The 26,762-nt window shown below is 61.5% G+C and carries 27 protein-coding genes, 2 tRNA genes, 2 pseudogenes and 1 riboswitch; of the genes and pseudogenes, 17 read left to right on the top strand and 14 right to left on the bottom strand.

Annotation, left to right across the window (positions count from 1 at the left end):
* Position 1 precedes the first annotated feature (1 nt).
* On the bottom strand, positions 2-709 hold the full coding sequence (locus AC2YB9_RS02625) for a metalloregulator ArsR/SmtB family transcription factor (RefSeq protein ID WP_487267203.1): 708 nt from the start codon (positions 707-709) through the stop codon (positions 2-4).
* A gap of 448 nt (positions 710-1,157) precedes the next feature.
* Positions 1,158-1,223: riboswitch (guanidine-III (ykkC-III) riboswitch) on the top strand.
* Between the two features lie 14 nt (positions 1,224-1,237).
* Between AC2YB9_RS02625 and AC2YB9_RS02620 the strand changes: the two genes are divergently transcribed.
* Positions 1,238-1,492: a CBU_0592 family membrane protein gene (locus tag AC2YB9_RS02620; protein ID WP_487267202.1), complete on the top strand. Its 255-nt coding sequence runs from the start codon at positions 1,238-1,240 to the stop codon at positions 1,490-1,492.
* Positions 1,493-1,821: 329 nt separating this feature from the next.
* On the opposite strand, the pseudogene AC2YB9_RS02615 reads toward AC2YB9_RS02620, so the two are convergent.
* Positions 1,822-2,010: pseudogene (locus AC2YB9_RS02615) on the bottom strand (GNAT family N-acetyltransferase); the annotation flags it as partial.
* 183 nt (positions 2,011-2,193) lie between these two features.
* Between AC2YB9_RS02615 and AC2YB9_RS02610 the strand changes: the two are divergent.
* The 8 genes from AC2YB9_RS02610 to AC2YB9_RS02575 all read left to right on the top strand — a co-directional run bounded on the left by AC2YB9_RS02610 (position 2,194) and on the right by AC2YB9_RS02575 (position 11,190).
* The gene (locus tag AC2YB9_RS02610; RefSeq protein WP_487267201.1) at positions 2,194-3,081 is read left to right on the top strand and encodes a dipeptidase; all 888 of its coding nucleotides are present in this window, start codon (positions 2,194-2,196) and stop codon (positions 3,079-3,081) included.
* Between the two features lie 515 nt (positions 3,082-3,596).
* Positions 3,597-3,965, top strand: a complete 369-nt coding sequence (locus AC2YB9_RS02605) for an ArsR/SmtB family transcription factor (protein ID WP_487267200.1) — start codon at positions 3,597-3,599, stop codon at positions 3,963-3,965.
* 14 nt (positions 3,966-3,979) lie between these two features.
* Complete coding sequence (locus AC2YB9_RS02600; protein ID WP_487267199.1) at positions 3,980-4,453, top strand: NADH-quinone oxidoreductase subunit B family protein; 474 nt, start codon at positions 3,980-3,982, stop codon at positions 4,451-4,453.
* Positions 4,450-6,522 (top strand): proton-conducting transporter transmembrane domain-containing protein, encoded by a 2,073-nt coding sequence (locus tag AC2YB9_RS02595; RefSeq protein ID WP_487267198.1) that lies wholly within the window; start codon positions 4,450-4,452, stop codon positions 6,520-6,522. The genes AC2YB9_RS02600 and AC2YB9_RS02595 overlap by 4 nt, the downstream gene beginning before the upstream one ends.
* Positions 6,519-7,475, top strand: coding sequence for a respiratory chain complex I subunit 1 family protein (locus tag AC2YB9_RS02590; protein ID WP_487267197.1), 957 nt, complete (start codon positions 6,519-6,521; stop codon positions 7,473-7,475). The genes AC2YB9_RS02595 and AC2YB9_RS02590 overlap by 4 nt, the downstream gene beginning before the upstream one ends.
* A gap of 35 nt (positions 7,476-7,510) precedes the next feature.
* Positions 7,511-8,170 (top strand): hypothetical protein, encoded by a 660-nt coding sequence (locus tag AC2YB9_RS02585; protein WP_487267196.1) that lies wholly within the window; start codon positions 7,511-7,513, stop codon positions 8,168-8,170.
* Positions 8,171-8,206: 36 nt separating this feature from the next.
* Positions 8,207-9,682, top strand: coding sequence for a proton-conducting transporter transmembrane domain-containing protein (locus AC2YB9_RS02580; RefSeq protein WP_487267195.1), 1,476 nt, complete (start codon positions 8,207-8,209; stop codon positions 9,680-9,682).
* Positions 9,679-11,190: a hydrogenase large subunit gene (locus AC2YB9_RS02575; RefSeq protein ID WP_487267194.1), complete on the top strand. Its 1,512-nt coding sequence runs from the start codon at positions 9,679-9,681 to the stop codon at positions 11,188-11,190. Before AC2YB9_RS02580 ends, AC2YB9_RS02575 begins: the two co-directional genes overlap by 4 nt.
* A gap of 401 nt (positions 11,191-11,591) precedes the next feature.
* Here the strand turns inward: AC2YB9_RS02575 and AC2YB9_RS02570 are convergent, their stop codons facing one another.
* The 5 genes from AC2YB9_RS02570 to arsM form a co-directional block, all read right to left on the bottom strand.
* Positions 11,592-12,560, bottom strand: a complete 969-nt coding sequence (locus AC2YB9_RS02570) for an ArsA family ATPase (protein ID WP_487267192.1) — start codon at positions 12,558-12,560, stop codon at positions 11,592-11,594.
* Entirely contained in the window at positions 12,551-12,844 is a 294-nt protein-coding gene (locus tag AC2YB9_RS02565) for a cory-CC-star protein (protein ID WP_487267191.1), read from the bottom strand. Before AC2YB9_RS02565 ends, AC2YB9_RS02570 begins: the two co-directional genes overlap by 10 nt.
* Before the next feature lie 4 nt (positions 12,845-12,848).
* A complete protein-coding gene (locus AC2YB9_RS02560; RefSeq protein ID WP_487267190.1) occupies positions 12,849-14,576 on the bottom strand; it encodes a carbon starvation CstA family protein in 1,728 nt (575 codons plus the stop codon).
* A 669-nt stretch (positions 14,577-15,245) separates the two neighbouring features.
* Positions 15,246-16,337, bottom strand: a complete 1,092-nt coding sequence (arsB, locus tag AC2YB9_RS02555) for an ACR3 family arsenite efflux transporter (protein WP_487267189.1) — start codon at positions 16,335-16,337, stop codon at positions 15,246-15,248.
* Positions 16,334-17,119, bottom strand: coding sequence for an arsenite methyltransferase (gene arsM, locus AC2YB9_RS02550; RefSeq protein ID WP_487267188.1), 786 nt, complete (start codon positions 17,117-17,119; stop codon positions 16,334-16,336). The genes arsB and arsM overlap by 4 nt, the downstream gene beginning before the upstream one ends.
* 89 nt (positions 17,120-17,208) lie before the next feature.
* Between arsM and AC2YB9_RS02545 the strand changes: the two genes are divergently transcribed.
* The 3 genes from AC2YB9_RS02545 (at position 17,209) to gluQRS (ending at position 18,937) form a co-directional block, all read left to right on the top strand.
* Positions 17,209-17,571 carry an ArsR/SmtB family transcription factor gene (locus AC2YB9_RS02545; RefSeq protein WP_487267187.1) on the top strand — a complete coding sequence of 121 codons (363 nt, stop codon included), beginning with the start codon at positions 17,209-17,211 and terminating at the stop codon, positions 17,569-17,571.
* A gap of 71 nt (positions 17,572-17,642) precedes the next feature.
* Positions 17,643-18,086, top strand: a complete 444-nt coding sequence (locus tag AC2YB9_RS02540; protein ID WP_487267186.1) for a GNAT family N-acetyltransferase — start codon at positions 17,643-17,645, stop codon at positions 18,084-18,086.
* Positions 18,083-18,937: a tRNA glutamyl-Q(34) synthetase GluQRS gene (gluQRS, locus tag AC2YB9_RS02535; RefSeq protein ID WP_487267185.1), complete on the top strand. Its 855-nt coding sequence runs from the start codon at positions 18,083-18,085 to the stop codon at positions 18,935-18,937. The genes AC2YB9_RS02540 and gluQRS overlap by 4 nt, the downstream gene beginning before the upstream one ends.
* Here the strand turns inward: gluQRS and AC2YB9_RS02530 are convergent.
* The 5 genes from AC2YB9_RS02530 to AC2YB9_RS02510 form a co-directional block, all read right to left on the bottom strand.
* Positions 18,921-19,757, bottom strand: a complete 837-nt coding sequence (locus AC2YB9_RS02530) for an alpha/beta fold hydrolase (RefSeq protein ID WP_487267184.1) — start codon at positions 19,755-19,757, stop codon at positions 18,921-18,923. The two genes, gluQRS and AC2YB9_RS02530, sit on opposite strands and share 17 nt — an antisense overlap.
* Before the next feature lie 138 nt (positions 19,758-19,895).
* Positions 19,896-20,801 carry an ABC transporter substrate-binding protein gene (locus AC2YB9_RS02525; RefSeq protein ID WP_487267183.1) on the bottom strand — a complete coding sequence of 302 codons (906 nt, stop codon included), beginning with the start codon at positions 20,799-20,801 and terminating at the stop codon, positions 19,896-19,898.
* 72 nt (positions 20,802-20,873) lie between these two features.
* Positions 20,874-21,548 (bottom strand): ABC transporter permease, encoded by a 675-nt coding sequence (locus AC2YB9_RS02520; protein WP_487267182.1) that lies wholly within the window; start codon positions 21,546-21,548, stop codon positions 20,874-20,876.
* Positions 21,545-22,201, bottom strand: coding sequence for an ABC transporter permease (locus tag AC2YB9_RS02515; protein ID WP_487267181.1), 657 nt, complete (start codon positions 22,199-22,201; stop codon positions 21,545-21,547). The genes AC2YB9_RS02520 and AC2YB9_RS02515 overlap by 4 nt, the downstream gene beginning before the upstream one ends.
* Complete coding sequence (locus AC2YB9_RS02510) at positions 22,198-23,010, bottom strand: ABC transporter ATP-binding protein (RefSeq protein ID WP_487267180.1); 813 nt, start codon at positions 23,008-23,010, stop codon at positions 22,198-22,200. Before AC2YB9_RS02510 ends, AC2YB9_RS02515 begins: the two co-directional genes overlap by 4 nt.
* A gap of 196 nt (positions 23,011-23,206) precedes the next feature.
* On the opposite strand from AC2YB9_RS02510, the gene AC2YB9_RS02505 reads away from it, so the two are divergent.
* The 5 genes and pseudogenes from AC2YB9_RS02505 to AC2YB9_RS02485 form a co-directional block, all read left to right on the top strand.
* Positions 23,207-23,632 (top strand): hypothetical protein, encoded by a 426-nt coding sequence (locus tag AC2YB9_RS02505; protein WP_487267179.1) that lies wholly within the window; start codon positions 23,207-23,209, stop codon positions 23,630-23,632.
* Positions 23,633-23,773: 141 nt separating this feature from the next.
* A tRNA-Asp gene (locus AC2YB9_RS02500) sits at positions 23,774-23,847 on the top strand.
* A gap of 104 nt (positions 23,848-23,951) precedes the next feature.
* Entirely contained in the window at positions 23,952-24,287 is a 336-nt protein-coding gene (locus AC2YB9_RS02495; RefSeq protein ID WP_487267178.1) for a hypothetical protein, read from the top strand.
* Positions 24,288-24,416: 129 nt separating this feature from the next.
* A tRNA-Phe gene (locus AC2YB9_RS02490) sits at positions 24,417-24,493 on the top strand.
* Between the two features lie 152 nt (positions 24,494-24,645).
* Positions 24,646-25,272, top strand: a pseudogene (locus tag AC2YB9_RS02485) (sensor domain-containing protein); the annotation flags it as partial.
* Between the two features lie 187 nt (positions 25,273-25,459).
* On the opposite strand, the gene AC2YB9_RS02480 reads toward AC2YB9_RS02485, so the two are convergent.
* Together AC2YB9_RS02480 and AC2YB9_RS02475 are read right to left on the bottom strand one after the other, a co-directional pair.
* A complete protein-coding gene (locus AC2YB9_RS02480) occupies positions 25,460-26,242 on the bottom strand; it encodes a hypothetical protein (protein ID WP_487268556.1) in 783 nt (260 codons plus the stop codon).
* Positions 26,243-26,263: 21 nt separating this feature from the next.
* Positions 26,264-26,599 carry a phospholipase D-like domain-containing protein gene (locus tag AC2YB9_RS02475; RefSeq protein ID WP_487267177.1) on the bottom strand — a complete coding sequence of 112 codons (336 nt, stop codon included), beginning with the start codon at positions 26,597-26,599 and terminating at the stop codon, positions 26,264-26,266.
* Between the last annotated feature and the right edge of the window lie 163 nt (positions 26,600-26,762).

Raw genomic sequence — 26,762 nt, 5'->3', positions numbered from 1 at the left:
CTTACGCACCTACTTCCACGGTGGCACCGTCACCAACGGCCGGCCCCGCCTCAACGGGCAGCCCGGCTAACCGCCATTCGAGCATTCCCTCCTCGAGGCGACGAGCGGTCTGATGATGCTGCTGCAGGAGTCGGACGGCATCGTTAGCCATGACGCAATATGCGCCGCGACAATAAGCGATGATCTCGGACTCATCATCGATCAGTGGGATCCTTTCGCTCAGATCACCGAATGGAAACGAGCGGGCACCTTTGATATGGCCCGCGGCGAACTCCTCGGCCGGTCGAACATCGAGCAACATCACATTGCCCGAATTGAGACGCCCCACGAGTTCCTCTCGCGAGACCTCTTCGACATCGCCGATCCCGCCAGTGCCTAAATAGGCATCAAGTGCACGGGCAACGTCGGCCGAACGGGTGCGCGCCACTGTGCGCATGACCGAATAAAGGGTCGCAACATCTTCTCCGACGAGGCTGTAGTGAATTCTCGTGCCATCGCGTCGGGTACTCACCAGATTTGCCATCTTGAGAATCTGCAGGTGCGCCGATGTCGTGCTGACCCCAAGCCCTGCCTCGGTTGCCAAGGATTCGACAGTGCGTTCGCCCTGCGTCAGAAGATCGATGATTTCCAACCGTTTAGCACTCGCAAAAGCCTTCCCGACAACAGCGAGCCGGTCATAGAGCGTCGACTTTGCTTCTCGCTGATCCATGCCTTCTCCAATACTCTTTGGAATATTAAAGAACAGTACCGAATAGAGACAAAGCCTTCAATACGAGCGCGCGGAAAGCGATAGAATGCGGCGCGCAGGACCTGAACCCGACGGCGGCGACGGCCGCCGATGGCCGACTACGTCGACCCTCAGTTTCAGCGGCACCAATTGCGGCATCGGCCGCGAATGTATCTTCGAACGTTCAGTGCGGTTCGCGCGGCTGTTCAGGCGCGCTTCCTCGTCATTGGTCAGCCGGATCGAGATTGTCATCGAGTATCACCCGCACGAATGTATGACGGGTTTAGACCCCATTTTATTGATTACCATGACGAGACTCAGGCAACTCTTTCCGTAACCGATCCTCCCGCAGGCGGCACGCGCTCAAGCTTTGGCCTCCTTCCGGCAGTTCCAAGTATTGATCGAGATGCGTTTGCCACAATTGGGTAACACCGCTCGACTATTGACGGTGTCCCGGACGAGATGCGCCGTACCCGGTCCGCCAAGACGACGCTTGCCGAAGGGAGCGTCATGAGTCAAATCATCCAGATCATCGGTTCACTTCTGGTGTTGGCGGGGTTCGCGCTTGCGCAGCGTGGAATTCTCGACCAGAAGTCGTACACCTATCTAATCTTGAACCTTGCCGGGTCAACTGTGCTGGCCATTGAGGCCGTCCAGGAGCAACAGTGGGGATTCCTTCTCCTAGAAGGTTCCTGGGCGATAGTGACGGCGGTGAGTTTCGCCGGCGTCCTGCGGGCAAGACTCAGCACCAACCCGGCCCGTTGACCGCTTGGATCCGCCGTTCCTCTTACGGAACGCCCGGTGAACGCCTGGCTTGCAGAACTCGTCCGGATGCACCCTTGGCTGGAGCTGAAGCCTTCCAGAGGAGGCCCGATATTCCCCACACAGAAGGTAACTACCCGTTCGGCAGGTCAGGCCGTCACCAGATCGTTCAGCAGCCCCGTGCGCACCGGCGTCCTAAGCCGCATGCACTCTCAACCGGAAGACAGCGATGCTGGCCAAAACATGGTTGGTGTCAGCGATTTCCGTCGTCTCCTTCTACGTCGTCTCGGCGGGACGTCACCGTCGTCCCGAACTTGGCGGAGCGAGTTCACTCACTCGGGATCAGTTCGATCGCGCGCCCAGACGACCGTATCTCTGTTGAATCGAGAGTCGAGACGCCTTGGCGTGAATCTCATTCTTGTTGCGACAGCAGCTGAGGCGGAGTTTTGTGGGTCAATCATCGCGGTCACATAGGCGACGTCCAGTCGCGAGAATCCCCAATCGAGAACGGCTCTGGCCGCTTCGGTTGCGCAGAGGCCATAGCTCTGCGGGGTGAGCTTCGAAGCTCACCCCTAAGGCGGCATGATGGGCGGATGGAATCCGGACCACGGTGGGTGTGGGATCAACACACATGCTTGCCGCTCCAACCGAACGCCGACGTTGATCAGCTGAGCCGATACCTACGGCCCGGCGTCGGGGGGTTCGTGTCAGTCAACGTTGGCTACTCACCCCATTCGAACCTCGAGTCGCTGGCTTTACTCGACAGTTTCAGATCATCAGTGCAAGCCAGTGCGAACCTTCAACTCGCGACAACGGTCGACGAAGTCGAGTCGGCCGCGCTCGCGGGCCGCATCGCTGTCGCCTTCGACCTCGAAGACTCAGGGCCGTTGGAAGGTGATTTGGACAACGTGCGCAGCTTCGCCGCGATGGGGGTAAGGACCATGCTTCCTACCTACAACCACGCAAACCTCGCGGGCGGCGGATGCCTGGACACCGATGACACTGGGCTCACAGCCTGGGGGCATAAACTCGTTGCCGAGATGAATGCGGCCGGCATGGTCGTCGATGGTTCGCACTGCAGCACGCGGACCGGCTTGGACCTGTGTGAAGTGTCGCAGTCGCCGGTGATCTACAGCCACTCGTGCTTGCGGTCAGTTTGGGAGCATCCGCGCAACATCACCGATGATCAGGCAAGAGCCTGTGCTGAGACGGGTGGCGTCGTCGGTATCACCGGCGTCGGCATATTCCTGGGCCCGAACACTCCAACTCTCGAGGCGATTATCAGACACGTTGAGACTGCCGTAGATCTTGTTGGCATCGACCACGTCGGTGTGAGTACCGACTACTCGTTCGACCGCCAAGACTTCCTCGCCGAACTGGTCGCAAACCCCGAGCTGTTTGACGAGAGTTACACGCGTTGGGGCCCAATCGAATGGATGGAGCCAGAGATCTTCGTGACTCTTGATCAAGAGTTGTCCGACCGTGGCTGGACCGATCGTGACATTGATGCAGTACTCGCTGGCAACTTCATGAGGGTCGCGCGACAGGTGTGGCCCGCCGAGTCTGGGTCATGCGGCACCAGCGCACTCTGACGCGATCCAACTCGTCCCTGATCAACGCGTCCCTCATCAACATTTCGCTCACCAATGCCGTCGCCGCAAAACCACCGGCTTGTGGCACCCGTGGCAGCGATCGGCTAGACCGCCAGATGGTTCACGCTGCGTGATTCACGCTCATCTCGACGTAAAGTCCGGCCGCGGCAACCAGGTTAACCAGTGAATCCCAACTGAAACTCGCGCGCTCCCCTGCCGACCGTCGACATCGGCTTCCAGTCACTGCTGCACCCGATCGAGCTGAAACCGGTGGCCCCCGCCGAGGCTGAGGACATGCTTTGACGGTATCTATTCCGTCAGCGTCGCGGTGGAGAGGGTCATCAGTGAGCCAGCCCGATTTGGCGCTGTGAACCGGGGACACCCGGCGGTTGATCCTATGACGCATTGCCTGTTACGCTAATTGCACAATTGTGCAACTCATAAAGACGGTGGCCTCCTGGGCGCCGCGGCGTCGAAGGGCGGCTGTTGGTCATGTGTGTTTCGGGACGTGGGAAGTGACGACGCCTCTGCATCAAATGAAGGCGGAGTTCTTCAAGATCCTGAGCCATCCGTCGCGGATCCGGGTGTTGGAGTTGCTGAGCGAGGGTGAGCAATCGGTGGGTGATCTGCTCGTTGCGATCGGGATCGAGGCGTCGAATCTGTCGCAACACCTAGCGGTCATCCGTCGTGCCGGCTTGGTCACGGCTCGTAGGGAGGGATCGGTGGTCTACTACTCCCTGGTCAGTGACCAGATCGCGGATCTGATGAGTGTCGCCCGCTCGATCTTGACCAGCGTGCTCTCCGAGCAAGCCGAACTACTTACCACGCTCCGTTCCGATGAGCTATCAGCACAACGTGGCCCGGCGGATCGAGGTCGGCGATGAGAAACCTCCTACGCTTGATCCACAGGACTGGCCGGATCGCGGAGCCGGCGCCCGCAAGAAGCCACGACGCAGTAGGGGCCGGCAGTGCCGATGCGGTCTTTGGCGGTTCGATCCAAGTACGGCACGTCGACGCAGGCTCGTGCAACGGATGCGAGATTGAGATCGCGTCAGCCTTCGGCCCGGTCTACGACCTCGAGCGGTACGGCGTACGGCTGGTGGCCTCGCCCCGGCACGCGGACGTATTGCTGGTGACCGGGCCGGTGACCCGCAATATGGTGGACCCGCTTATCAAGGCTTATGAGGCGATGCCAGCGCCGAAACGAGTGGTAGCCCTAGGCGACTGCGCCCGCGACTGCGGAGTTTTCGCCGGCGCATATGGAGTACAAGGAGCGGTCAGCGACTTCATCCCTGTCGACGTCACCATCGCGGGATGTCCCCCCGAGCCCGAGGCCATTGTCGCTGCCCTGCGTGGGTTGAGTGGTCGATGACGCTGATCGAATTCGGCCTGTTGCTCGTCGCAAGTGCTGCGGGCCTGGCGTGCGCGGGCGTCACGATATTCGCACGCGCTCCACAAGCGTGGCGGGCGCGGCTCTCAGGAGCATTGACCTGCGTGGTCGGGCTCGGTGGCGTGCTGGCCGGCGTGGGAGCCCTCGCTGGAGGTCCATGGTCGGTCACCGTCCCGCGGCTGTTGCCGTTGAGCGAGGCGGTATTCGCAGTCGATCCGCTGTCGGGGCTCTTCATGACCTTGGTGGGTGCCGTCGCCATTGCGACCGGCATCTACAGCGTCGGCTACCCACATTCTCACGACCCCCATCAGGTTCATGGCCCTGCCGAAGGGGTCGGCTCAAAAACCGTCCAAGCGGCTCTCCCACTATTCGCAGCCACGATGGTTGCGGTGCCAGCGGCGGGAAACGTAACCACCTTTCTGGTCCTGTGGGAACTGATGGCAGTGGTCTCACTGATCCTCGTTCTCACCGAGCACCGCGCGCGGCCCGAAGTGGGCCAAGCTGGGGTCTGGTACGCCGCCATGACACACGCCGGCCTGGTCGCGATCCTGCTTGGTCTCGTAATGTTCGCCAACGCGGCTGGCACCGAGACGTTCGCGGGGATGCGAGCGGCGTCGGCAACGTTGTCACCCGCCACGCGATCGCTCGTGTTCCTGCTTGTATTTGCCGGTTTTGGATCGAAAGCCGGGCTGGTACCGCTGCACGTCTGGTTGCCGCGCGCGCATCCCGAGGCGCCGAGTCACGTTTCTGCTTTGATGTCTGCGGCGATGGTTAACCTAGGACTGTACGGTGTGTTGCGGGTCGGCTTCGACCTGCTCGGTGGCGGCCCACGATGGTGGTGGACAGTGGTGCTTACTGCGGGGGCGCTTTCCGCTGTGTACGGGGTTCTGCAGGCCGTGGCGGCTACCGATCTCAAGCGCCTGTTGGCGTACTCCACTACGGAGAACTTAGGCCTGATCTTCATCGGTGTGGGCGCCGCTGGCATGTTTGCCGCCGCTGGCGACGCGCGGCTGGCCAGCCTGCTGATGATCGCCGCCGTGTTGCACACCGTGAATCACGCGGCTTTCAAGACGTTGTTGTTCTTGGGTGCCGGGGCGGTGCTACGCAGCACTGGGTTACGTAATCTGGACAAGATGGGTGGCCTCGCCCGGCGGATGCCGGTCACCGCCGTGCTCTTCGGGGTCGGTGCCCTCGGCGCTTCGGGGCTACCACCGGGCAATGGGTTCGTTTCCGAATGGTTGCTGCTTCAGGGCCTGATCCACAGCCTGTCTGTAGCCAGTGCACCCGATGTCGCTGTCGCGATTGTCATGCCGCTCGCCGTGGGAGCTGTTGCGCTGACCGCGGGGCTTGGCGTTGCGATGTTCGTGAAGGCTTTTGGTGTCGGGTTCCTGGCCCGTCCACGATCGGAGGAGGCGGCGGCCGCCACGGAGGTGCCGCGCACCATGCGCGCGGGCATGGCCCTTGCGGCGTTGGCCTGCGTGCCTCTGGCGTTCGCGCCTCTGACGGTCATCCGCGCACTCGAGCGGGTGCTCGTCGTCATGCCGTCCTTCGGCGAGGAACGCCCGGTCCATGGTGCGGTGAAGCTCCAGCTGTCTGGTATCGCCGGGTCAATGTCTCCGGTGCTGATCGCGCTCGGGCTGGTCGGAGGAACGGTGCTCATTATGGTTCTCACGCAGCATGTAGGCGCGCGTCAACCGCGCCGCTCGTCCCTGGTCTGGGGGTGTGGCGGGGTCAGGTTAAGCCCTCGCATGCAGTACACAGCCACGGCGTATGCCGAGCCGCTCACCCGGGTATTTGACGACGTGCTCCGTCCCGAACAAGACATCGACATCACCCACCACGGCGAGTCGCGCTATCTGGTGGAGAGCATCCGCTATCGGCAACGGGTTTCAGATCGCCTCGAAGCCCGGCTGTACCCACCCCTGCTGGCTGCGGCATCAAAGTGGGCGGCCATGGCGCGCCGCCTCCAGAACGGCAGTGTGCACCGATACCTCGCCTACGGGCTGGTCGGTCTGTTGGTCGTGCTGATCGCGGTAGGGGTGACATCGTGAGTGCAGTCACGGTCTGGTCGCTCCTAGGCGTGGCGATCCAGGTTCTCCTGTTTCTGGTCGGTGCCCCAGTCCTGGTTGCCCTAATGCGTCAGGTGCGGGCGCGGCTCGAGGGTCGCGTCGGCGCCGGTCTAGGTCAGCCGTGGCGCGATTTGCGCAAACTGCTGCGCAAAGAGTCTATTGCGCCTGACGGGTCGACGATCATCTTCACCGTGGCGCCGGCAGTGGTGCTGAGTTCCATGGTGCTGATCGCGTCGGCTGCACCATTCATTACGACCACCTCTCCGCTCGATGGTGTCGCAGATCTCTACGCCGTCGTGTCACTGTTGCTGGTCGCCTCGATCGCTCTAGCCCTGGCCGGGCTCGACACGGGTTCGGCTTTCGGCGGCATGGGATCCAGCCGCACCGTCACCGTGGCTGCCCTGGCCGAGCCGACACTTCTAGTTGCGGGCTTTGCGCTCTCGGTCCGAGTCGGATCCTCGAACCTGGCAAGCCTCGTCGAGCACGGCCAGCGCGCGCCAGGCACGATCTTGTCGCCGGCGACCCTGCTGGCCGCGGTCGCGCTGTGGATCGTGGTGGTCGCCGAAGCCGGTCGGTTGCCGGTGGACAATCCGTCGACCCATCTCGAGCTGACGATGATTCATGAGGCGACAGTTCTGGAGTACGCGGGTAGAGACCTTGCGCTGGTGGAATTGGGCTCTGCCATGCGCCTAGCGGTCCTGCTGGGATTGTGGGTCAACCTGTTCCTGCCTTGGGGCGTGGCAACCACTGCCGGACCGGCAGCGTTGGCCCTCGGCGCGGCCGCATTCGTAGTCAAGGTCACGGTGCTCGGTGCGGTTCTGGCCGCGAGTGAGGTGTTCATGGCGAAGTGGCGCCTGTTCCGGGTGCCTGAACTGCTCGCGGGATCGTTCCTCTTCGGTGTCCTAGCCGTCTCGTCTTCCTTCTTCCTCGCATGATCCGCACTCTCACTTACGCCGAAAGGAGATAGCTCGTGTCTGTGGAACTCTTCACGCAGTTTCTCTACCTCGTCAGCGGTGGCTTGCTGCTGACCTCAGTCCTGATGCTGTGGCGTCGGCGACTCTCGGCGCTGATCAGTCTGCTGACTGCCCAGGGTGTTCTGTTGGCCGCGATGGCGGCCTTGTTGGGAACCCAGGAAGGCGGCCTGGAATTATACGCAGTCGCACTGGGTATTCTCGTACTCAAGGGCGGCGTCCTACCTGCGGTGTTGCGCCGGGTGCTCGCTGCCGGCGGTGCCGCACGGGAGACGCAACCGGTGGTCAATGTACCCGCCTCACTCTTAGCGGCTGCGCTACTGACCCTCCTGGCCTACGCGGTGAGCAGACCGCTGGTCGTGTTGGACCCGACGCCGACCACGCACGCGGTACCGGTCGGGATCGCCATGGTCCTACTGGGGTTCTTCATGCTGGTCACCCGTCGTCGTGCACTGTCCCAGGTGGCGGGGCTCCTACTGCTCGACAACGGCATCGCCGCCACTGCCTTCCTCGTGACCTCGGGTGTCCCGGTGATCGTCGAACTCGCGGTGTCGATGGACCTACTGCTGGTAGTACTGGTCCTCCAAGTGCTCACCATCCGACTTCGCACGGCCTTCGGGGACACCGATATCGGCGAACTACGAGAGTTGAGGGACTGAATGGTCGGCGCTTCATCCATCGGACCAGGTGGGTTCGTGGACGCTTTGGTGATCGGGGTTCCTTTGGCTGCTCCCGTGTTCGCCGGCATCGTTGCGCTTGCCCGCCGCGAGCCGAGACGGTCCACTGGCTGGGTGAGCGTGGCGGCTGCGTTTGTCATCTTGACCAGCGGGATCTGTGCTGCGATTCTCACGATCGACGGTGTTGCTCTGACGGCGGGCTCCCTGCTGCGTGTCGACTCACTCTCCGCCGTGATGTTGATCGTGATCGGGGCGGTGGGGGTGATCGCGACTTGGGCCAACGTTGCCTTCGTGGACAGCGAGCTGGCTCATGACGACGTGCAGAGCGCCGACATCCGTCGCTACACCACACTGGTGCCGACCTTCTTGGCGGCAATGGTCCTCGCGGTGCTGGCCAACAACCTCGGGGTGTTGTGGGCGGCCGTCGAGGCGACAACTATCGTCACGGCGTTCCTGGTCGGGCATCGACGTACTCGCGGCGCGGTCGAGGCGACCTGGAAGTACGTGATTATCTGCTCGGTCGGGATCGCACTGGCCTACCTCGGCACCGTCCTCGTCTACTACGCGGCACGACAGACCGCCATTCCCAGCGGTGCTGCATTGGACTGGGACCAGCTGGTCGCCCACTCGAGCGAGTTCGACCCTGGCGTCATGCGGATCGCATTCGCCCTGCTAGTGCTCGGATACGGCGCCAAGGCGGGCATGATTCCGCTGCACAGCTGGCTACCCGATGCGCATAGCCAGGCACCCGCTCCCGTCTCCGCGCTGATGTCCGGGGTCCTGCTCCCGGTAGCTGTGTACGCACTTATTCGGTACCGAGTGATCGCCATGGGCAGCCTAGACCCGTCGTTCATCCGGACTATTCTCCTGGTAATAGCATTGGCGTCTCTGATCCTCGCGACCTCACTGATCATTGCTCAACGCGACTACAAGCGGCTCCTCGCCTACTCCAGCATCGAACACATGAGCCTGATCGTCATCGGCCTAGCCATCGGCACACCACTGGCCATCGCCGCGAGCCTGCTGCACATCCTGGGCCACGGGCTCGGCAAGGCCGTGCTGTTCTGCAGCGCCGGCCAAGTGCTCCTCTTCGAGGGGACCTCCCAGAGCGCGGGCGTTCGCGGTCTACTTGCCCGGCGACCGACGCTGGCTGCGGTCTTCGGCGTCGGATTCCTGGCGCTCCTCGGCCTGCCGCCATTTAGCCTCTTCGTCAGCGAGATCGGTCTGGCGCGTGCCGCAGTCGCCAGCGGGCTGACCTGGGTGATCGCCCTGGCTCTGGCGATGCTGGTGATCATCTTCGTCGCCATCACCGCCCAGTTGACCCCCATGATCCTGGGGTCTGGTTCGGACCGGGCCCGGGTCCGCATCAGCCCCAGTACCGGTTCGACCACCCCGCTGGTCCTCGGCCTGGTGGCACTCGCTGGGTTGGGCATCGTTGCCTGGCCGGTGGACCAGTTGTTGCACGCTGCCAGTCTGATCGTAGGTACCCCATGACCATGCCGACACAAAAGCCAGGCGCCCACGAGCGTCGCCAGATCGAGGTGACGTCGCAGAGCCTGTGGCCACGTGCTGCGGCACTTCTGGACGACGGCTTCCGCCTCGCCCTCATCGCGGCGCACGAGGACGAGGACCGTTTCCGGGTCATTTACGTCTTCGTCGCCCCCCGACCCGACCGCCGAGTCGAACTTGTGTTGGTTATCGACCGACAAGCCCCTTCGATCCCCAGCCTCGCCAGACTCTCGTTCCCGGCGGGCAGGTTTGAGCGCGAGATGCGGGACCTCTACGGCATCACCCCGATCGACCATCCACTACCGCGGCGTCTGGTACGGCACCATCACTGGCCGCAGGGCTGGTATCCGATGCGCAGCGACGCCGGCCCGCCCCCACCATTCGGCTCGCCCGAGGAGACGTACCCCTTCCTCATCGTCGAGGGCCCCGGCGTCTTCGAGATCCCCGTCGGCCCCATCCACGCAGGCATGATCGAACCGGGACACTTCCGACTCTCGGTGGTGGGAGAAACCATTCTCAAGCTCAAAGCCCGACTATGGTTCGTGCACCGAGGTATCGAGAAGCTCGCCGAAGGACGCCTACCGGCAGACGCCGTCCCGCTGACCGAACGGGTGTCGGGCGACACTGCTGTGGGGCACACGTTGGCGTTCTGCCTGGCCGTCGAGGAGGCAATGGATTGGCCGGTGCCGGCACGGGCCAACGTGATGCGGGCAGCGGTGCTGGAACTGGAGCGGCTCTACAACCACGTCACAGATCTCGGTGCCTTGTGCAATGACACCGGCCAAGGGTTGTTGAACACCCATGCTCTGCGGATTCGGGAGCGGCTGCTGCGGCTGAACGCCAGCGTCACGGGTCACCGACTCCTGCGGGGCGCAGTCTTCCCAGGAGGGGCGCGGGTCCGCGATTGGCCTGACCCACCAGAACTGCGGGAGATTGCCGCCGATATTGCCCAGCTTGTAGAGCTTGCACTAAACCACAGCGGTATCAGTGACCGCTTGACCGGCACGGCAATCCTCACCGCCGAACAGGTCACCGACATCGGCGTGGTTGGCTACGTCGCCCGCGCTAGCGGTGTCGCGCTCGATGCCCGCCGCGACCACCCGTTCACCGAAGCAACTGCCGGGCTGACGATAGTGACCGAGACCGGCGGGGACGTGCTGGCACGCTTCCTGGTCCGTGCCAGGGAGATCCAGGAATCGGTAGCACTGTTACTACATTTAATCGACGCGGCTGGTTCGGGCGAGATTGCCAGCGACGAGCCGCCCCAGATACGCCCAGGCGCTTCCGGGTTGGGGCTCGTCGAAGGCTGGCGCGGCACCATCGCTCAACGCGTCGAGATCAGCCCCGACAGGCGAGTCCGGCGGCTTAAAATCGTGGACCCCTCGTTCTTCAACTGGCCGGCACTTCCCGTTGCGTTGGTAGACACCATCGTCCCGGACTTCCCACTAGTCAACAAGAGCTTCAACCTCTCCTACGCAGGAAACGATCTATGAACAGACTGCGCGCATACGCGGCATTCATCCCGGAGATCGTGGCTTCGACCTGCGGGAGGAGGAAGACGGCGTCCTTCGCAGCGCTGGCTTGAGGTCGAGTGTGTCGAGGTTGTTTTCACCACGGTAGGAATCGAAAGCACGCAAGTAGGTTGCCCATCTTAAGCGTCAAGTGCACAGCGATCGACATGAACTCGTGGGTTTACGACCGGGTCGTTTGTCGTGATCGCCCCGGAGAACACCGGTCGATCAACGTGTCCCGGTGACCACGCTCTTACGGAACGCCCCCGCCATCGGGGCAATTTCAGGCCGCGTGTCTCTCCATCTAGTACCGCTCGCCGATCCGCTTACGGAGCATTGGCAGCTCCGGGTCGGCATTTGAGCCAATCGGATATAGATCATCGTTAGTTCGCGGTGAGGAGCGCCGCGAGTTCCCCCAAGGCTTCTTCTCCCGTCAGGTCCCGAGCCAGCAGCGGGAGTTCGGCGATCGGCACAGCGTCGAGTTGCTCGCGCAGCACCTGTAGACAGTTGTCTTCGAGCTTCCTGCGTTCGGCTAAGAGAGAGCCGGAGTCGGCAGGGGATCTGCGGTTAACGACAATGGACGCAATGTCGATCCCCAGATCGCGCAATTGTCTGACGATGTCGAGCGATTCGGCGACCGGCATCCTTTCCGCGAGAGTCACGATTACGAAGCCCGTGGCGTTGGCATCAGTGATCGTCTTCCGCATTCGGACGAACCGATCACGACGAGCGATCAACGTGTGCCTCAGTTCGGAGTCCGCTGATGCCGCCGGGTCTTCACCGCCGACGATTCCACGGGCGGCCGCGGCGAATCGCTCCGATCTCGAACGACTCGCTAGCAGCGATTCGGTCCACCCCGTCAACTTCTCCGGCAGCGTAAGCAGGTGCAGCGTGTGGCCGGATGGTGCGGTGTCGAAGATGACGAGGTCATAGACTTCGGCATCCTGGTCGATGAGTTCGGCGATCCGTTCGAGGATGGCTGACTCGTGGCTGCCCGGTGCTGTCTTCGCGAGTTCGAGGTGCTGTTTCGCCGAGCGGTGCAACCGCTCGGGAAGGAGCTTCATCATGGTCGCGTCGACAGCGTTGAAATGACGTTCGATGGTGGCATACGGGTCTATCTCAACGGCATCCACATATCCGTGCGAAGCCGTGAAAACCCGTGCTTGCGCATCGGATAACGTCGTGTCCCAGATATGCCCGAGGTTGTGTGCGGGGTCTGTTGAGACGAGCAGCACTCTTCCGCCGTTTTGGGCAACGGCAAGGGCTAAAGCAGATGCTACGGACGTCTTGCCTACTCCGCCCTTGCCTCCGACGAAGAGCACTCTCCGTTCGCCAGCGAGTGTTAGCAACATCCGATATGGTCCAAAGGCGAGCGCGGGATACCAATGCGGCGATGCCAGGTATGGAAATTTTCCCAGATGGCGGGCATGAGTTCGGCGGTGTAATACGCGGCCGGGTCGGGCACGCCGAGAGCCTCGCCCAAGACCGCGATCATAAACAGATCGTCTTCGTTTTGCTGCTCCTGTTTGAACATCTGCCGGTACGGTCCCACATAGAACTCGTACATGCCCTCGCGGAATGCCGACCAACGCTGGAAGAACTTGTTCCGGCGCCGGTCAGTCGGTAATGATCCCATTCGGCTACACGTAATCCGTGGTCGCGGTAAGTTCCGCGTCAGCGTCCTCGTGTTCGGGAACCGAGTTCCTCGCGTCCCGCACCGCCAAGATCGCTTCGACGGCGACCCACACGCTGGCCACGATGATGATGATGTCGAGCGCGAAGAGCATCCAATCGGGGTTGCTCGGGTCGGCGAAACTGCTAAGCTGTTCGATCGCCGCCCAGAATGCCATGCTGAAAACGATCACCAGCGGAATCAACGCCGTTATCGGGTTACGCCCCTTGCGGATCAGTATGACCGCGATGATTGACAGGCTCAGCGACGCCATCAGTTGGTTGCTGGTTCCGAACAGCGGCCAGATGCGCAGACCGCCATCGCCTCCGAGGCCCTGCGAGAACGTCAGGCCGAGGCCGAGGACCACGACCATGAAGGTCGCGGGAATGTTGCCGATCTTGAGTTCGAAGGCTTCACCGGCTTCCTGGATCACGTAGCGCAGCAGCCGCATTCCGGTGTCCATCGTGGTCGCTGCGAACAGCACAGCCATGGTCGCCAGCACCGTGGCGCTGAGCGATGCCGGCAGGCCGATGCCGTTCTGCATCAGGGTCGCGCCGCCTTGAACAAAGGCATCAACCCCAGCTGAGCCGAACTCGCTGTAAATCTCGTTCCACTCCGCAACCGATTTGAATCCACCGACGACGGCCAGGATCGTTCCCAAGGAGAGAAGTCCCTCGCCGACGGCGCCGAAGTATCCGACGAAACGAGCATCCGTTTCTTTGTCGAGTTGCTTCGACGTGGTGCCTGAAGCCACCATCCCGTGAAATCCTGAAATAGCACCGCAAGCGATGGTCACGAACAGGAGGGGAATCATGCTTGGCGTACCCGCGGGAACGTCCATGTTGATGGCGGGCGCGACGATCGCCGGTGGTGTTGCGGAGAACAGTGTGGCCAGCAGGACGGATCCGAACAACAGGATCAAGCCGACAAACAGCTGCACACCATTGATGTAGTCACGCGGCTGAAGCAGGACCCACACCGGCAGCAGGGAAGCAATCGCTCCGTAAGCGAACAGAGCGAGAATCCACAGGGTGGCCGGGGACATGCCGAGCGTCGATTCGGGGAGCACCACCGGCATCCTGTCGCCCACCACGATGAGCGCGTAAAGTGCAACGACGCCGACGACGGTAACGGGCAGTAGCGGCCAGAGCATCCGGTACATAGCAACACCCACCAGAAGGGCGACAACAATGGCGCCCCACACGGGGATGACCGCTCCCGGTGTGCTGATGAGGAGGTTTTTGATGACGACTGCGAATGCCGCGATCACCATGAGTAAGACAAGGAAAATGACGACCAAGAACAGGTTGGCGCCGCGTTTGCCGATGTAGCGGGCGGACAGTGCGCCGATGGAGCGCCCCTTGTTCCGCGTCGAGGCCCACAGCGTGCCCATGTCGTGCATCCCGGCGAAGAAGACGGTGCCTACGGTGACCCAGAGCAAGGCTGGAAGCCAGCCCCAGATCACTGCAATCGCAGGGCCCACGATGGGGGCAGCACCGGCGACCGAGGTGAAATGGTGGCCCCACAGAATAAATTTGTTCGTGGGTACGTAGTCCACGCCATCTTCTAGCTCGTGCGCTGGAGTCACGAAACTGTCGTTGAGTTTGTAGACCTCGCGCGCAAGATACTTTGAGTAGACCAGATAGCCAGTAGCCATGGCAGTCAGGCCAATGATCATGAGAATCAGGGAACCCATAAAGTTCTCCCCCCTTGGTGAGCAACTGCGGACGGCTAGCCCAGAAGGGCCCGACATTGTCCTATACCGCTAGTAAACCGATAGAGGTATGCGTGCTAACCCGGGTGATGCCGACGGTATGCCGCATGACGCTATCAGTCCTGCCCCAACATAACTAGTAGGACCTTTCCCAGCGGCAGGTTTAAGTGCTACCGGCGGTCTAACGTTATTTCGGCTCTCGCAACTGTGACTATGGTTTCCCTGAGGAACCCAACCATTGAACCGGCACCGGGGCCGGAGTCAATCATGTAGAGAGTGTTCTGGCCGGAGCAGAACTCGGCAGGCAAGTCCGGGCTTCGGCGAAAAACGAAATCTCCACGAAACAGGCACGAACACTGAGCGGGACCGTTCTGATGGTGAGCGGTGGCCACTAGGCGGCGAGCGTTTGAGCGATCACGGTGCCGCGCTGTGCCAGGGGCTCGTGCTCAATCAGGTTGGTCAAGGTCGCGCCGGGTTGTCAGCGCACGAGCTAACGAAGAAACTCACGGGATCAGACACGTCATCGGCCTTCCATTGTGTGGGCGATGCGCAAGACGTTAGCAGTGGAATTAATCCACCCTGTGCAATACGGCGTGAATCCCGGGGGTACAACAGCCTCCCTTGCGTCATAACGAACGAGGGCTATAGGCCTCATTCGGTATGACGTAAGCGGACCGCACGGTCTAGCTGAGTGTGGTTTTTCAGCCACAGCGCCACATAGACCAACGCAACAAGGACTGGCACTTCAATGAGTGGCCCGACGACGCCGGCAAGCGCCTGACCCGAGGTGACGCCGAACGTTGCGATCGTGACCGCGATGGCGAGTTCAAAGTTGTTGCCCGCGGCGGTGAACGCGACCGTTGCGGTCTTCGCGTAGCCGAGGCCCAGACCTGTCGCCACCAGCCAGGCAATCGTGAACATGAGCACGAAATAGGCCAATAGCGGGATGGCGATACGGGCCACGTCCCACGGTTGGCGACTGATCGTGTCGCCTTGCAGCGCGAACAACATCACGATAGTGAACAACAACCCATACAGGGCAATCGGCGAAATGCGCGGCAGAAATTGTTGCTCATACCAATCGCGGCCCTTGAGCCGTTCCCCGAACGTGCGCGAGAGGTAGCCAGCAACCAGCGGAATACCCAAGAAAACCACAACGCTGATCACGATCGTGCGAACCGAGAACCCTGCGTCGGTGGTCGACAAGCCGAGCCAACCGGGCAATACCTGGAGGTAAAACCAGCCCAAGGCTGCAAACGCGAGGACTTGGAACACACTGTTGATCGCCACGAGGACCGCAGCGGCTTCTCGATCGCCACAGGCCAGGTCATTCCAGATCAACACCATCGCGATGCAGCGCGCTAGGCCGACGATAATTAAGCCAGTCCGAAACTCAGGGAGGTCGGGCAACAACAACCAGGCCAGCGCAAACATCAACGCGGGACCTACCAGCCAGTTCAGGACCAACGATGCACCGAGGAGTCGTCGGTCACCGGTGACCTGTGCGGTTTGGTCGTAGCGAACTTTGGCCAGCACCGGATACATCATCAGCAGCAGGCCGACTGCGATCGGTAGGCTCACCGAACCGATTTTGATCCCGTCGAGGGCGTCATCGAGTCCGGGAATCAGGCGACCGAGCGCTAGCCCTGCGGCCATGGCAAGCAGTATCCAGATTGGGAGAAACCGGTCCAGTCGTCCCATCCGGCCCGCAACCGTGCCGACCGGCGTTGCAGTATGGCTCATACGGCAGGTTTGCTGGCGCGGATGATGGCTGCGTGCATCCCCTCGGCCGCTTCATGGGTGAACTCAACCTCCGCATCGATGAATCCCGCTGCAGTCAGGCCAGAGAGATATTCCGAGCGCGACAAGGCACCGGCGATACAGTCGACATACGAGCCGCGGTCGGCACGGTCGGTCGTCGACAGGTGGTCTTCGGCAACGACATCGGAGATCCCGATGCGGCCGCCTGGGGTCAGCACCCGGAACATTTCTGCGAGTACGGCCGGCTTGTCGGTGGACAGGTTGATGACGCAGTTGGAGATCACCACGTCGACCGCGGCATCCGCCAGCGGCACAGCTTCGATCGTGCCCTTGAGAAACTCCACATTGGTCGCGCCTGCTTTGGCGGCGTTGGTGCGCGCTAGATCGAGCATTTCATCGGTCATGTCCACGCCATAGGCAAAACCGGCCGCTCCTACGCGACGGGCCGACAGTAAGACATCGATCCCACCGCCCGAGCCTAGGTCGAGCACTCGCTCACCGGGGTGCAGATCGGCCACCGCAGTCGGGTTGCCACAACCCAAACTCGCAGCCAATGCCTCAGCGGGTAGGTCACCCTGCTCACCGACGGCATAGAGGCCCGCGCCAAATCGGGTGTCAACATCGGCCGTGTCACCGCCACAGCACGAACCAGAATTGTCATCGACAATGTTCAACTCGGTGTTGGATGAACCCGCCTGCACAGCCACCGCAGCGTGCGCATAGCGATCGCGAACCTGCTCGCGTAATTCTGATTCCTGGGGCATAGTCCGCTCCTTGATGCATTGATTGGTATCTACGTATTGACGATGGTCGATGTATCGACGTTTGTCAATACGTCTGTCATGATGAACTCATGACCGCCGATCTTCCATTTCTCACCGCTGATGTTGCAGCGTGCTGCTCACCGGTCACCGGGGGCGCGCTAAACATCGAAGCAGCCGAACGTTTGGCCCGCATGTTCAAAGCGCTCGGTGATCCAACGCGTGTACGACTGCTCTCTTTGATCGCCGCACAGCCTGGCGCCGAAGCATGTATTTGCGACCTAACAGACCCGGTCGGTTTGTCTCAGCCCACCGTTTCGCACCACATGAAGCAACTCGTCGACGCTGGCCTCGTCACCCGCGAGCAACGCGGCAAATGGGCCTTTTTCACAGTCGTCGACAGCACATTGAACACGCTCAGCGATGCATTGCGACCGACCTCGCTTACGTCATAGGAAACGCGGGCTATAGGCCCCAATTGGTATGACGTAATCCGACTGTCACTCGGCTCTGGCACTCTGGTCACATGCGTGTTTCACGAATTTCAGTCGATGACATCGATGTCGCTACGCCGCTGTTCGCGGACTACCTGACGTTCTACGGAGCACCCTACGACAGCGACGCTGCCACCACGTTTTTGACCGAGCGCGTAGCGGCCGGCGAATCTCTGGTGTTCGTCGCGATCGACGGCACGAACCCGGTCGGCTTCGCGCAGATCTACCCGTCGTTCTCCTCGGTACGGCTTGCCCCGATCTGGATCCTCAACGATCTGTTCGTCGCGGAGGCGGCACGCGGTGGCCGGGCTGTCGACCTGCTGCTCAATACAGTTGCCGCTCAAGCCGAAGCCGCCGGTGCCGTTTCGGTCGAGTTGTCCACGGAGCACACCAACCAGCGGGCACAGGCGGTCTACCGACGCCACGGCTACACGCTCGACGAAGCCTTCCAGCACCACGAAAAGGTCCTTCCATGAGCGCGGGACGATTTGCCCCCAGCCCGTCCGGCGACCTCCACATCGGCAACCTGCGCACAGCCCTGTTGGCGTGGCTTTTCGCCCGAACCACCGGCCGAGATTTCCTGCTCCGGGTGGAAGATCTTGACCGTGTCCACCCCGGCGCCGAGGCGCAGCAACTAGCCGATCTACGCGCGATCGGCATCGACTGGGACGGCCCCGTCGTTCACCAATCCGAGCGTTTCGATCGCTATGCCGAAGCGATCGCGATACTGAGCGCTGCCGGCGAGGTCTACGAATGTTTCTGCAGCCGGCGCGAAATCCACGAGGCTCCGTCGGCACCGCATCATCCCCCCGGCGCCTACCCCGGCACATGCAGCGATCTCACCGACGAGGAGCGTGCAGCCCGTCGGCTCGAACGGCCAGCTGCGCTCAGACTTCGCAGCGAAATCGGGACGTATGCGGTCACGGACCTTCTTCACGGCCGGATCGAAGGCGCCGTTGACGACATCGTGCTGGTGCGCAATGACGGCATTCCGGCGTACAACTTGGCAGTGGTCGTCGATGATGCCGTCCAGGGCATCGATCAGATCGTGCGCGGTGACGACCTGCTCAGTTCGGCACCCCGCCAGGCCTATCTCGCCGCCCAACTCGGCTACCCCGAAGCGACCTATGCCCACGTGCCGCTCGCGCTCAACGCCGAAGGAAAACGGTTAGCCAAACGCGATGGCGCGGTGACCTATCGCGACTTAACCAACAAAGGGCTTGACCCACTGAGCATCATTCTCGAGTCACTGGGCATGTCGTCAATCGACGACTTCGACCCGTCGACGTTGTCGCTCGAACCGTGGACGTTCACGCCTCCGGCTTGAGACCCGCCTGACGCTGAAGGAAAGCCTCAAGCAGATCGGCAAGCGCCTCGGGCTGTTCGACAGTGCTCGAGTGGCCGCACTGCGGGACGGTGAGCAATTCGGCACCCGTGATGCCGTCGACCAGCGCCTGAGCTTTGGCCAACGGCGTCGCGACGTCATCCTCGCCAACGACAACCTGCGTCGCACAAGTGATGTTTACGAGCTCTTGGGTGATGGCCAGCCGGTCCGTGACACCCTTGATCGCCTTCTTCATACCGAGCCGATCCGTCAACCTCAGCTCGGTCTCCCACCTATCAGTGGCCGCCTTGGATGCCGGGTCAGCAAGAAATGTTGGACCGAACATGAGTGGTTTGACTTTGCCCTTGAGCGGTCCGATGCCGACCCACCGATAGATGCGGGCAAGCTGCCGATACTTGGCGGCCTTGTCCAGATCCTCCGGCCCGCCGCTCGTGTCCAGCAGGCTCAGCGATCGAATGAGTTCGGGGCGCCGGGCCGCCAGACGCAGCCCGACAAAGCCGCCCATTGACAAGCCGACATAGTGGACCGGCCCCACATCGAGCCCGACGATCAATGCCGCGGCATCGTCATACAGGGTCTCCATGTCATAGCCCTCGTCTGCCGCGGGCGTCTTGCCTTGACCACGCCAATCGATCGTGACGCAACGATAATCGGCACGAAGACGCCCGACCTGCGCGGCGAACATTCGACCGCTGAACAACAGCCCGTGGCCGAACACAACCACCGGCGCGTCAGGCCGATCAACCGGGGCGCCGGTGTCCTCGACATAAATCTGGGCATTATTCACAGTCTGCAGGGGCATAACCCGAGCATCCCAGATGACGTCACGTCACAACCGACGCGTCCCCAAGATTTGGCCGACCTTGTCCCATTACCGACTCCGAAAGTTCGAAAAATGGGATGATCTCGGCCAAATCTTGGGGACGTCGAGCGGTTTGTGCTAGATGATGTCCTTCTCCTTCAGCCACTTCTTTGCGAGGACGGCGGGCTCAACTTTGTCCTTGCCGGAGTTCTCGGCATTGAGTTCCAGCAGATCGGCGGTCGTCAACGCGGCGGAAACCTTGTTGAGGATGGCCGTGACCTTGTCGCTGTCCTTATCATCATTGATCACCGGCACGATGTTCTGTGCCGCGATCATGTGCTCCGGATCCTCGAGCGTGACAAGTTTGTTCGCCGTGATTGACGGGGTCGTCGAGTAGATGTCGGCCATCTGGACGGTGCCGTCGAGCAGCGCCTTCAGCGTCGCCGGTCCGCCATAGTCATTGACCGGAACCAGCTTCGCGTCCACGCCATAGAACTTCTTGAGTCCGGGGATGCCATAGGACCGCTTCTGAAACTCCGGATTAGCTGCAATCTTGAGCCCCGAGAGACCCTTAAGGTCACCAATCGACTTGAGCTTGTGCTTGGCCGCAAACGCCGCGGTGACATTGATCGAATCCTTGTCCTCGGCTGGCGCCGGATCGAGCACCTCGAGGTTGTCGGGTGCCGCATCATCGAGCGCATCCATAACGTCCTCGGACGTCGTCGCAGTCGCGTTCTTGTCAAAGTAGGTCAACAGGTTGCCCGAATAATCAGGGATCAGATCGATCGAGCCGTCGTTAATCGCGGGTATGTATGCCTCACGCGCGCCGATGTTGAGCTTCTTCTTAACCTTCACGCCGCCAGCGTCAAGCGCCTGGTAATACATCTCCGCGATGATCTGGCTCTCGACCGATCCACTCGATCCGACCGTGATCGTACCGGCAGCGGCTTTGGTGTTGTCCGACGTCGGATCACCACCACACGCGCTCAGGGACAGTCCCAGCGCCGACACCGCGGCGAGGACGACGAGTTTGTTGATTCTCATGAGCGGTTTGCTCCTTTTGTCGAAAGTGCCATTGATTCGAAAGGGTGTTGCGATTAATCCAGAGCCGACGGTTCACGAAGCGGTTGTCGGAACTGCATGTTTGCCTGTTGCCAAGCATTGAAGTGTTGCGAAGGTTCCATCCAACACGAGTGCGATAATAATAACGAGCACCGACCCCGCGAACATCTCCGGATAGTTATGCAACGCGAGACCATCGAAAAGGTAACGGCCAAGCCCGCCGAGGCTCACGTACGCGGCCACAGTCGCGGTGGAAACGACCTGCAACGTCGCGGAGCGGAAGCCACCGATCACCAACGGCAACGCGAGCGGTAGCTCAACTTTTCGCAGAATCTGCCACTCGGTCATGCCGACGGCGCGCGCCGAGTCGATCGTCTTCCGATCCACCGATTCGAGCCCCGAATAGGCACCCGCAAGCAACGGTGGAATAGCCAAGACGACGAGCGCAACAATCGGCGCGGTGAGCCCAACGCCGACCACTAGGACGATCAATGTCAGCAACCCCAAGGTCGGCAACGAGCGCACGGCGCCCGTCGTCGCCACAGCGAGCCCGCGGAAGCGTCCGGTATGCCCAATCCACAGTCCGAGTGGAATCGCAATCCCAGCGGCGATCACGATCGTGAGCGAGGTGTAGCCCAGGTGTTGAAGCATCCGATGCGGGATGCCCGATGCTCCAGACCAGTTCGCCCCGTCGGTCAGCCAGTCAATTGCTCCGTCAACGGCACTCATACATTGCTCGCAGATGCGCGTATGAGTGAAGCCCACGGCATCAGCAGCCGCGCACCGAGGACGAGAATCCCGTCGAAAATCAACGCGAGAATGACGGTCAGCACGACGCCGATCATGATCTCAGTCTTGAAGTCACGTTGGAAACCGTCGGTGAACAGCGTCCCGAGACTGCTGACGCCGACCAGTGCTCCGACGCTAACCAAGCTCACGGTGCTGACTGAGACGACACGGAGACCGGCCAGCAGAACCGGTCCGGATAGCGGCAGTTGCACTCGGAAGAAGCGATTGCTGGACGAGTAACCCGATGCCGTCGCCGCATCGAGGACCTCGGGCGCGACCGACAGGAACGCATCGCTGGCCGAACGGACCATGATCGCCATCGCATAGACCGACAGCGCAATCACGACGTTGAGTGGATTCAAGATCTGGGTGCCCAAAATGAGCGGCAAGATAACGAATAGCGGCAGTGACGGGATGGTGTACAGCAGGCTTCCTGAAGTCAGCAGCGTGCCGCGCAGCCGTGGGTGGCGGCTCGCATACCAACCAATTGGCAACGCCACGGCGAAGCCAGCGACGATCGGGATCGCGCTCAACCAGATGTGCTTGAGCGTCAACCCCCACACAAATGAGAAGTTATCGAACAGCCAACTCATGGTGCGAGGATCCCTGCTGCCTTGCCGGTCTCGTCCACGACGATCGATTGGCCAGCACGTTCCTCGATCCGCAGAACACGTCGACCTTTGTCTAATCCAACGAAGCTGCTGACAAAGTCATCGGCCGGCTCGCTAAGGATCTCCGTTGGCGTTCCAACCTGAGCGACATGGCCGCCTTGCTGCAGTATGACGACCTGGTCGCCGAGCAAAAAGGCCTCGTCGACGTCGTGGGTGACGAAAACAATCGTCTTGCCGAGTTCCTTCTGCAGCCGGAGCAATTCCTGCTGAAGATCATCGCGCACAATCGGATCGACCGCGCCGAATGGCTCGTCCATCAACAAAATGTTGGGATCGGTGACGAGGCCGCGGGCGACTCCCACTCGTTGCTGCTGTCCGCCCGACAGTTGGCTCGGGTACTTTTGCGCCAGCGATTGGTCGAGACCAACTTTTTCGAGTGTTTCGGCAGAGAGCGCATACGCCTCTTTCTTCGAAACACCGTTGAGCAACAGCACAGTCGCGACATTGTCAATGACCTTTCGGTGCGGCAGGAGCCCCGCGTGCTGCATGACGTAGCCGATGCTCCGCCGTAGCTGAACCGGGTTACGGGTCGCAATATCGACGTCATCGATCAATACTTGGCCGTGCGTCGGCTCAACCATACGATTGATCATGCGCAGCAGGGTCGTCTTGCCGCACCCTGAGGAGCCGACCAAAACGGTCGTCGTACGCGACGGGAGGACGAGGCTAAAGTCATCGACCGCCTCGGTCCCGTCGGCGAATGTTTTGCCGATGGACCTGAACTCGATCATGTGGCTCCTAGCGCCTGAGCGTGCGGACGGGTCCTATTCTTACCGGTCGACACGATGGGCGCAATGCGGGATTAGTCACGGCGTTTCGTCGATATACGACGAGTTTGACCCGCGATCACGTTATTGTCTGCAATCAGGTGTGCCTCGCGGACCCTTCGTTTCGGCCACTGCGCGGCCTAATTTTCGGAGGTGCGACATGGGCTTATCGGCCATCATCGTGGTCTTGGTCGTCATCGTTGCAGCATGCTTGCTCGGCGGCGCCGTGTGGTGGCTTGTTAGCCGGCGCCCGAGTAAGGGCACGGAAATTCCGCGCGTCGCCGTTCCGGTCATTGCGGCTCCTGATCGCACAGCACCGACTGCCGAACCTGAACTCGAAGCACTGCCCGTCGAGGAGATCCTTGCCAGTGGCACGATTTCGCAACCCGTGAAAGAAGTTGAAATGCCTGAAGAAGCGATCCTGACGACACCGGCAACCGATCCCGCCGCAGCGGTCTATGCCTCGCCCGAGGCCGTCGTAGCCGCTGAACCGCTCGTCGAGGACCCCGAACCCGAATTCGATCTTTCGCGCGCGATCAACCTGGTCGAGGCGAGTCCGCCGACGCATCGGGGCGAACTGCTCTAAGCCAGTTCACGCTGCGACAAGCCGATAGAACGGCATCGCCAACGATTCGGCGGGGGCCGTTTTGTCGCCCGGCCACGTTGTAGGTTAGGATTGCGGTCGCGGTTCGCCGCACTAATAATGCAGTTTGCAACACAACATTTTGGCCCCGTGGCGCAGTTGGTTAGCGCGCCGCCCTGTCACGGCGGAGGTCGCCGGTTCAAGTCCGGTCGGGGTCGCAATGCAAGATCTCCCATCCGAATCATTCGGGTGGGAGATCTTTATTTTCCCCTGCTGGGTAACATGTGATCAATCGATAATTAGGTACCTCGAGGAGCAAAAAATGAGCACACCGTGGAAGCACAACACAACAACGATGGAAAAAATTGAGGATCGCGTCACAGATTTTCTTGACGGGATCGATCTAGAGGACTCGGTCAAGGACCTTCGCGAGCGCATCGGTTCAGTTGACGATGTCAAGGCCCGGATTCCAGGTGTCGAGGTACCGAAAAAATCCCACAAGATTCGCAATCTGGTTCTGCTGGCGCTGGTCGGTGGCGGCGTGGCCGCGTATTTCGCCTCCCGCAAGTCATCTGCACCCGTTACCCCCGCATACGTGCCGCCCGCCGCAACGCCCACGCCGCATCCCGCGTCGCCGAGCGGTAGCGCCACACCCTGATTCTGAAGTCAACAGACACCGGGCAGAACTGACAACGAGGCTGCCGCCACGGTCATCCGATCCGATTAACGAGCACATCTATTCGTGCGATAAGGTGATCGTCGCTCGTGCGCATCGCGTGGGGGCGGTGGCCAGGTAGCTCAGTTGGTACGAGCGACCGCCTGAAAAGCGGTAGGTCGCCGGTTCGATCCCGGCCCTGGCCACCAACGAACTCGGTCCACCCCGTTCTTTGGGGTGGACCGAGTTCGTTTCTAGCGAAGCCGGCGCGAAAAACGCGACAGTCGCCTGGGGTCCCCCTGCTCGGAGCGAAGCGGAGAGCTTGGGGAGTCGATCCCGGCCTGGCGGGTACCTTTGGCGCATGACCGCGAAGCAGAACAACCGCCTCGCCGCTCGGCCTACGTTTCAAGACTCTCATCCACCCGCCTTCAGCCGGGCCCACCTCAACGAGCTGTCCACACGGATGCTCGATTTGTTCAAACAACTTTTGGGTGGCCTCAGAACCTCTTCATTGGCTGCGCTCGTATTTCTCTGGGCATTGTTCGTCCTCATCACGTCCGCCATCGGAGTCGGCCTGATCCTTGTTCCTAGTGCTATCCGCGCGTTACACGCTGTCGCCGACAATGAACGTTCCAGACTCGGCAACTGGGGCGCGAGCATTGTTGAGTCAACACCAGGCCCAACGCGTCTGGGCCCGGCGATCAGAGACACAGCCGTACGCCGTGAGTTCGGCTGGCTCGCGATACACGCAACCAGAGGCATGCTTGTCGGCCTTGTCGGCATCTCGCTGCCGCTGTTTGCCATTCAAAACATCACTTTTCCATTGTGGTGGAAACTCGTTCCGCAGGGAGAAGCGTCGACGGCGCTGTGGTTCTGGGTCGTGGACAGCTGGGCCGGCGCCGTCCTCGTCGCACTATCGGCTGTCGGCTGGTTGGTCTTGGCGATTGTGTTGTCGCCTTGGCTGGCCAACCTCCAGGCGAGCACCGGCCGCAAACTATTGCCCCCGCCGGCGGGCACCGACCTACCCCTGCGGATCGCCACTCTCACCGCGACCCGAGCCGCCGCGCTCGACGCTCATGCCACTGAGCTTCGACGGATCGAACGCTCGCTCCATGATGGCACCCAGAATCCAATTGTCGCCGCGACTGTGCTCATCGGGGCTGCCCGGCGAAAGCTCACAACTGATCCCCGCGGAGCCGAATCGAGCGAGGACGTCCGTCCGGGTCATGAACGACGCGATACGAAACAGCTGCAAGCACACGCGAGACCGGACCGATTTTTGGCCGGCCGAGGCGACGCAGCCGGCCAGCCGGGCGCTCCCCCACTCCTCCACCGGAGTGCCACGCGTCCAGGCCGCTGGCCGCAGTCGCAAAGACCTCGAACATGCCCGCCAGATCGACCACGGCGGCCGAGAGCTCGGAATCATGTGTCCACGAGCGTCGGTTGAAGTTGTCGGAGCCAATCGTTGCCCAACTGTCGTCGACGATGCGCGTGCCCCAGAGGTACTGGTCCTCGACATATACAAGACGTCTGGCGTTGGCGATGGCCTTGCGATACCCATGCGCAACGCTGCGTTCACCGCCATGCGCGAAGTCGTAGTCATTGCCCATTCGCAGATCCGGGTAGGTGCGAAGCAGTTGGACAGCGTGGGTGGCGCCCGGCACCTCCGGAGGTGGCGGTTGTTGGGCCGGCAATGGGTCGGGCGTTCGGTCAAGATGACGCCCACGATCCATGAGCAGCTTGAACAGACTGCGGCTGAGCGGTGCCGGATCCTCCCATCGTTCGCGGAAGACCGTCTCGACGTCATGTACCGCGGGACCGGATATGGCCGCCTGAATGTCGTGCCATGGCGGAGTTGATCCGTACTCCTCGGCCATCTCAAGCGCCTGTGGATCGCCCCCATGGTCGGCGTCGTCGCGACGCGAGTGACACAGATCGATACCTCCGACATAGGCGATATCTCGCGAGGGATCGTCGCGTTATCGGATCATGGGCATTTTCTGGTGGTGCGACCCGCCCAACCGAACCCGCATGTCCAGAAGCGCTTCGTCTCCCCGCTCCTGCAACTGCTTTCCCAAGCGACGGTTCTCTGCCGGAGAGAAACCCAGCGTTTCCGCGTGCGAGCGCCATACGAGTCCGCGGACGTCGACGCCACGCTCGTCTGCACGTGCGAGCGCCTCGACAACTTCGCTGCCCGGTTCACCGGTCAAACGTTCATCGGCATCACCCTGCCAATCGGTGAAGAAAATGAGGTCACCCTCTCGCGTTGCCTCGATCCGCTCAAACAGTTCGTTGAAGTATGTCGAGCCGTGCACCAGTGGCCTGACTAGGTTACCGGTCGACCAAGCCTGCTCGCCCGGGTGCTGCGCATCGACGCGCGTGCGCGGGTTGCCGCGCTCTTCGGCGCTCAGGAACTAGGACAAGACTTCGTCGGCGGACATCTCCCCACCATGCACCACAAGCAACGCCCGCCGATAG

The organism is Aeromicrobium changchenzhani (assembly GCF_057586615.1).
Note: the sequence above shows the minus strand (reverse complement) of the source record. Positions and strands in the feature narration are given on the sequence as shown.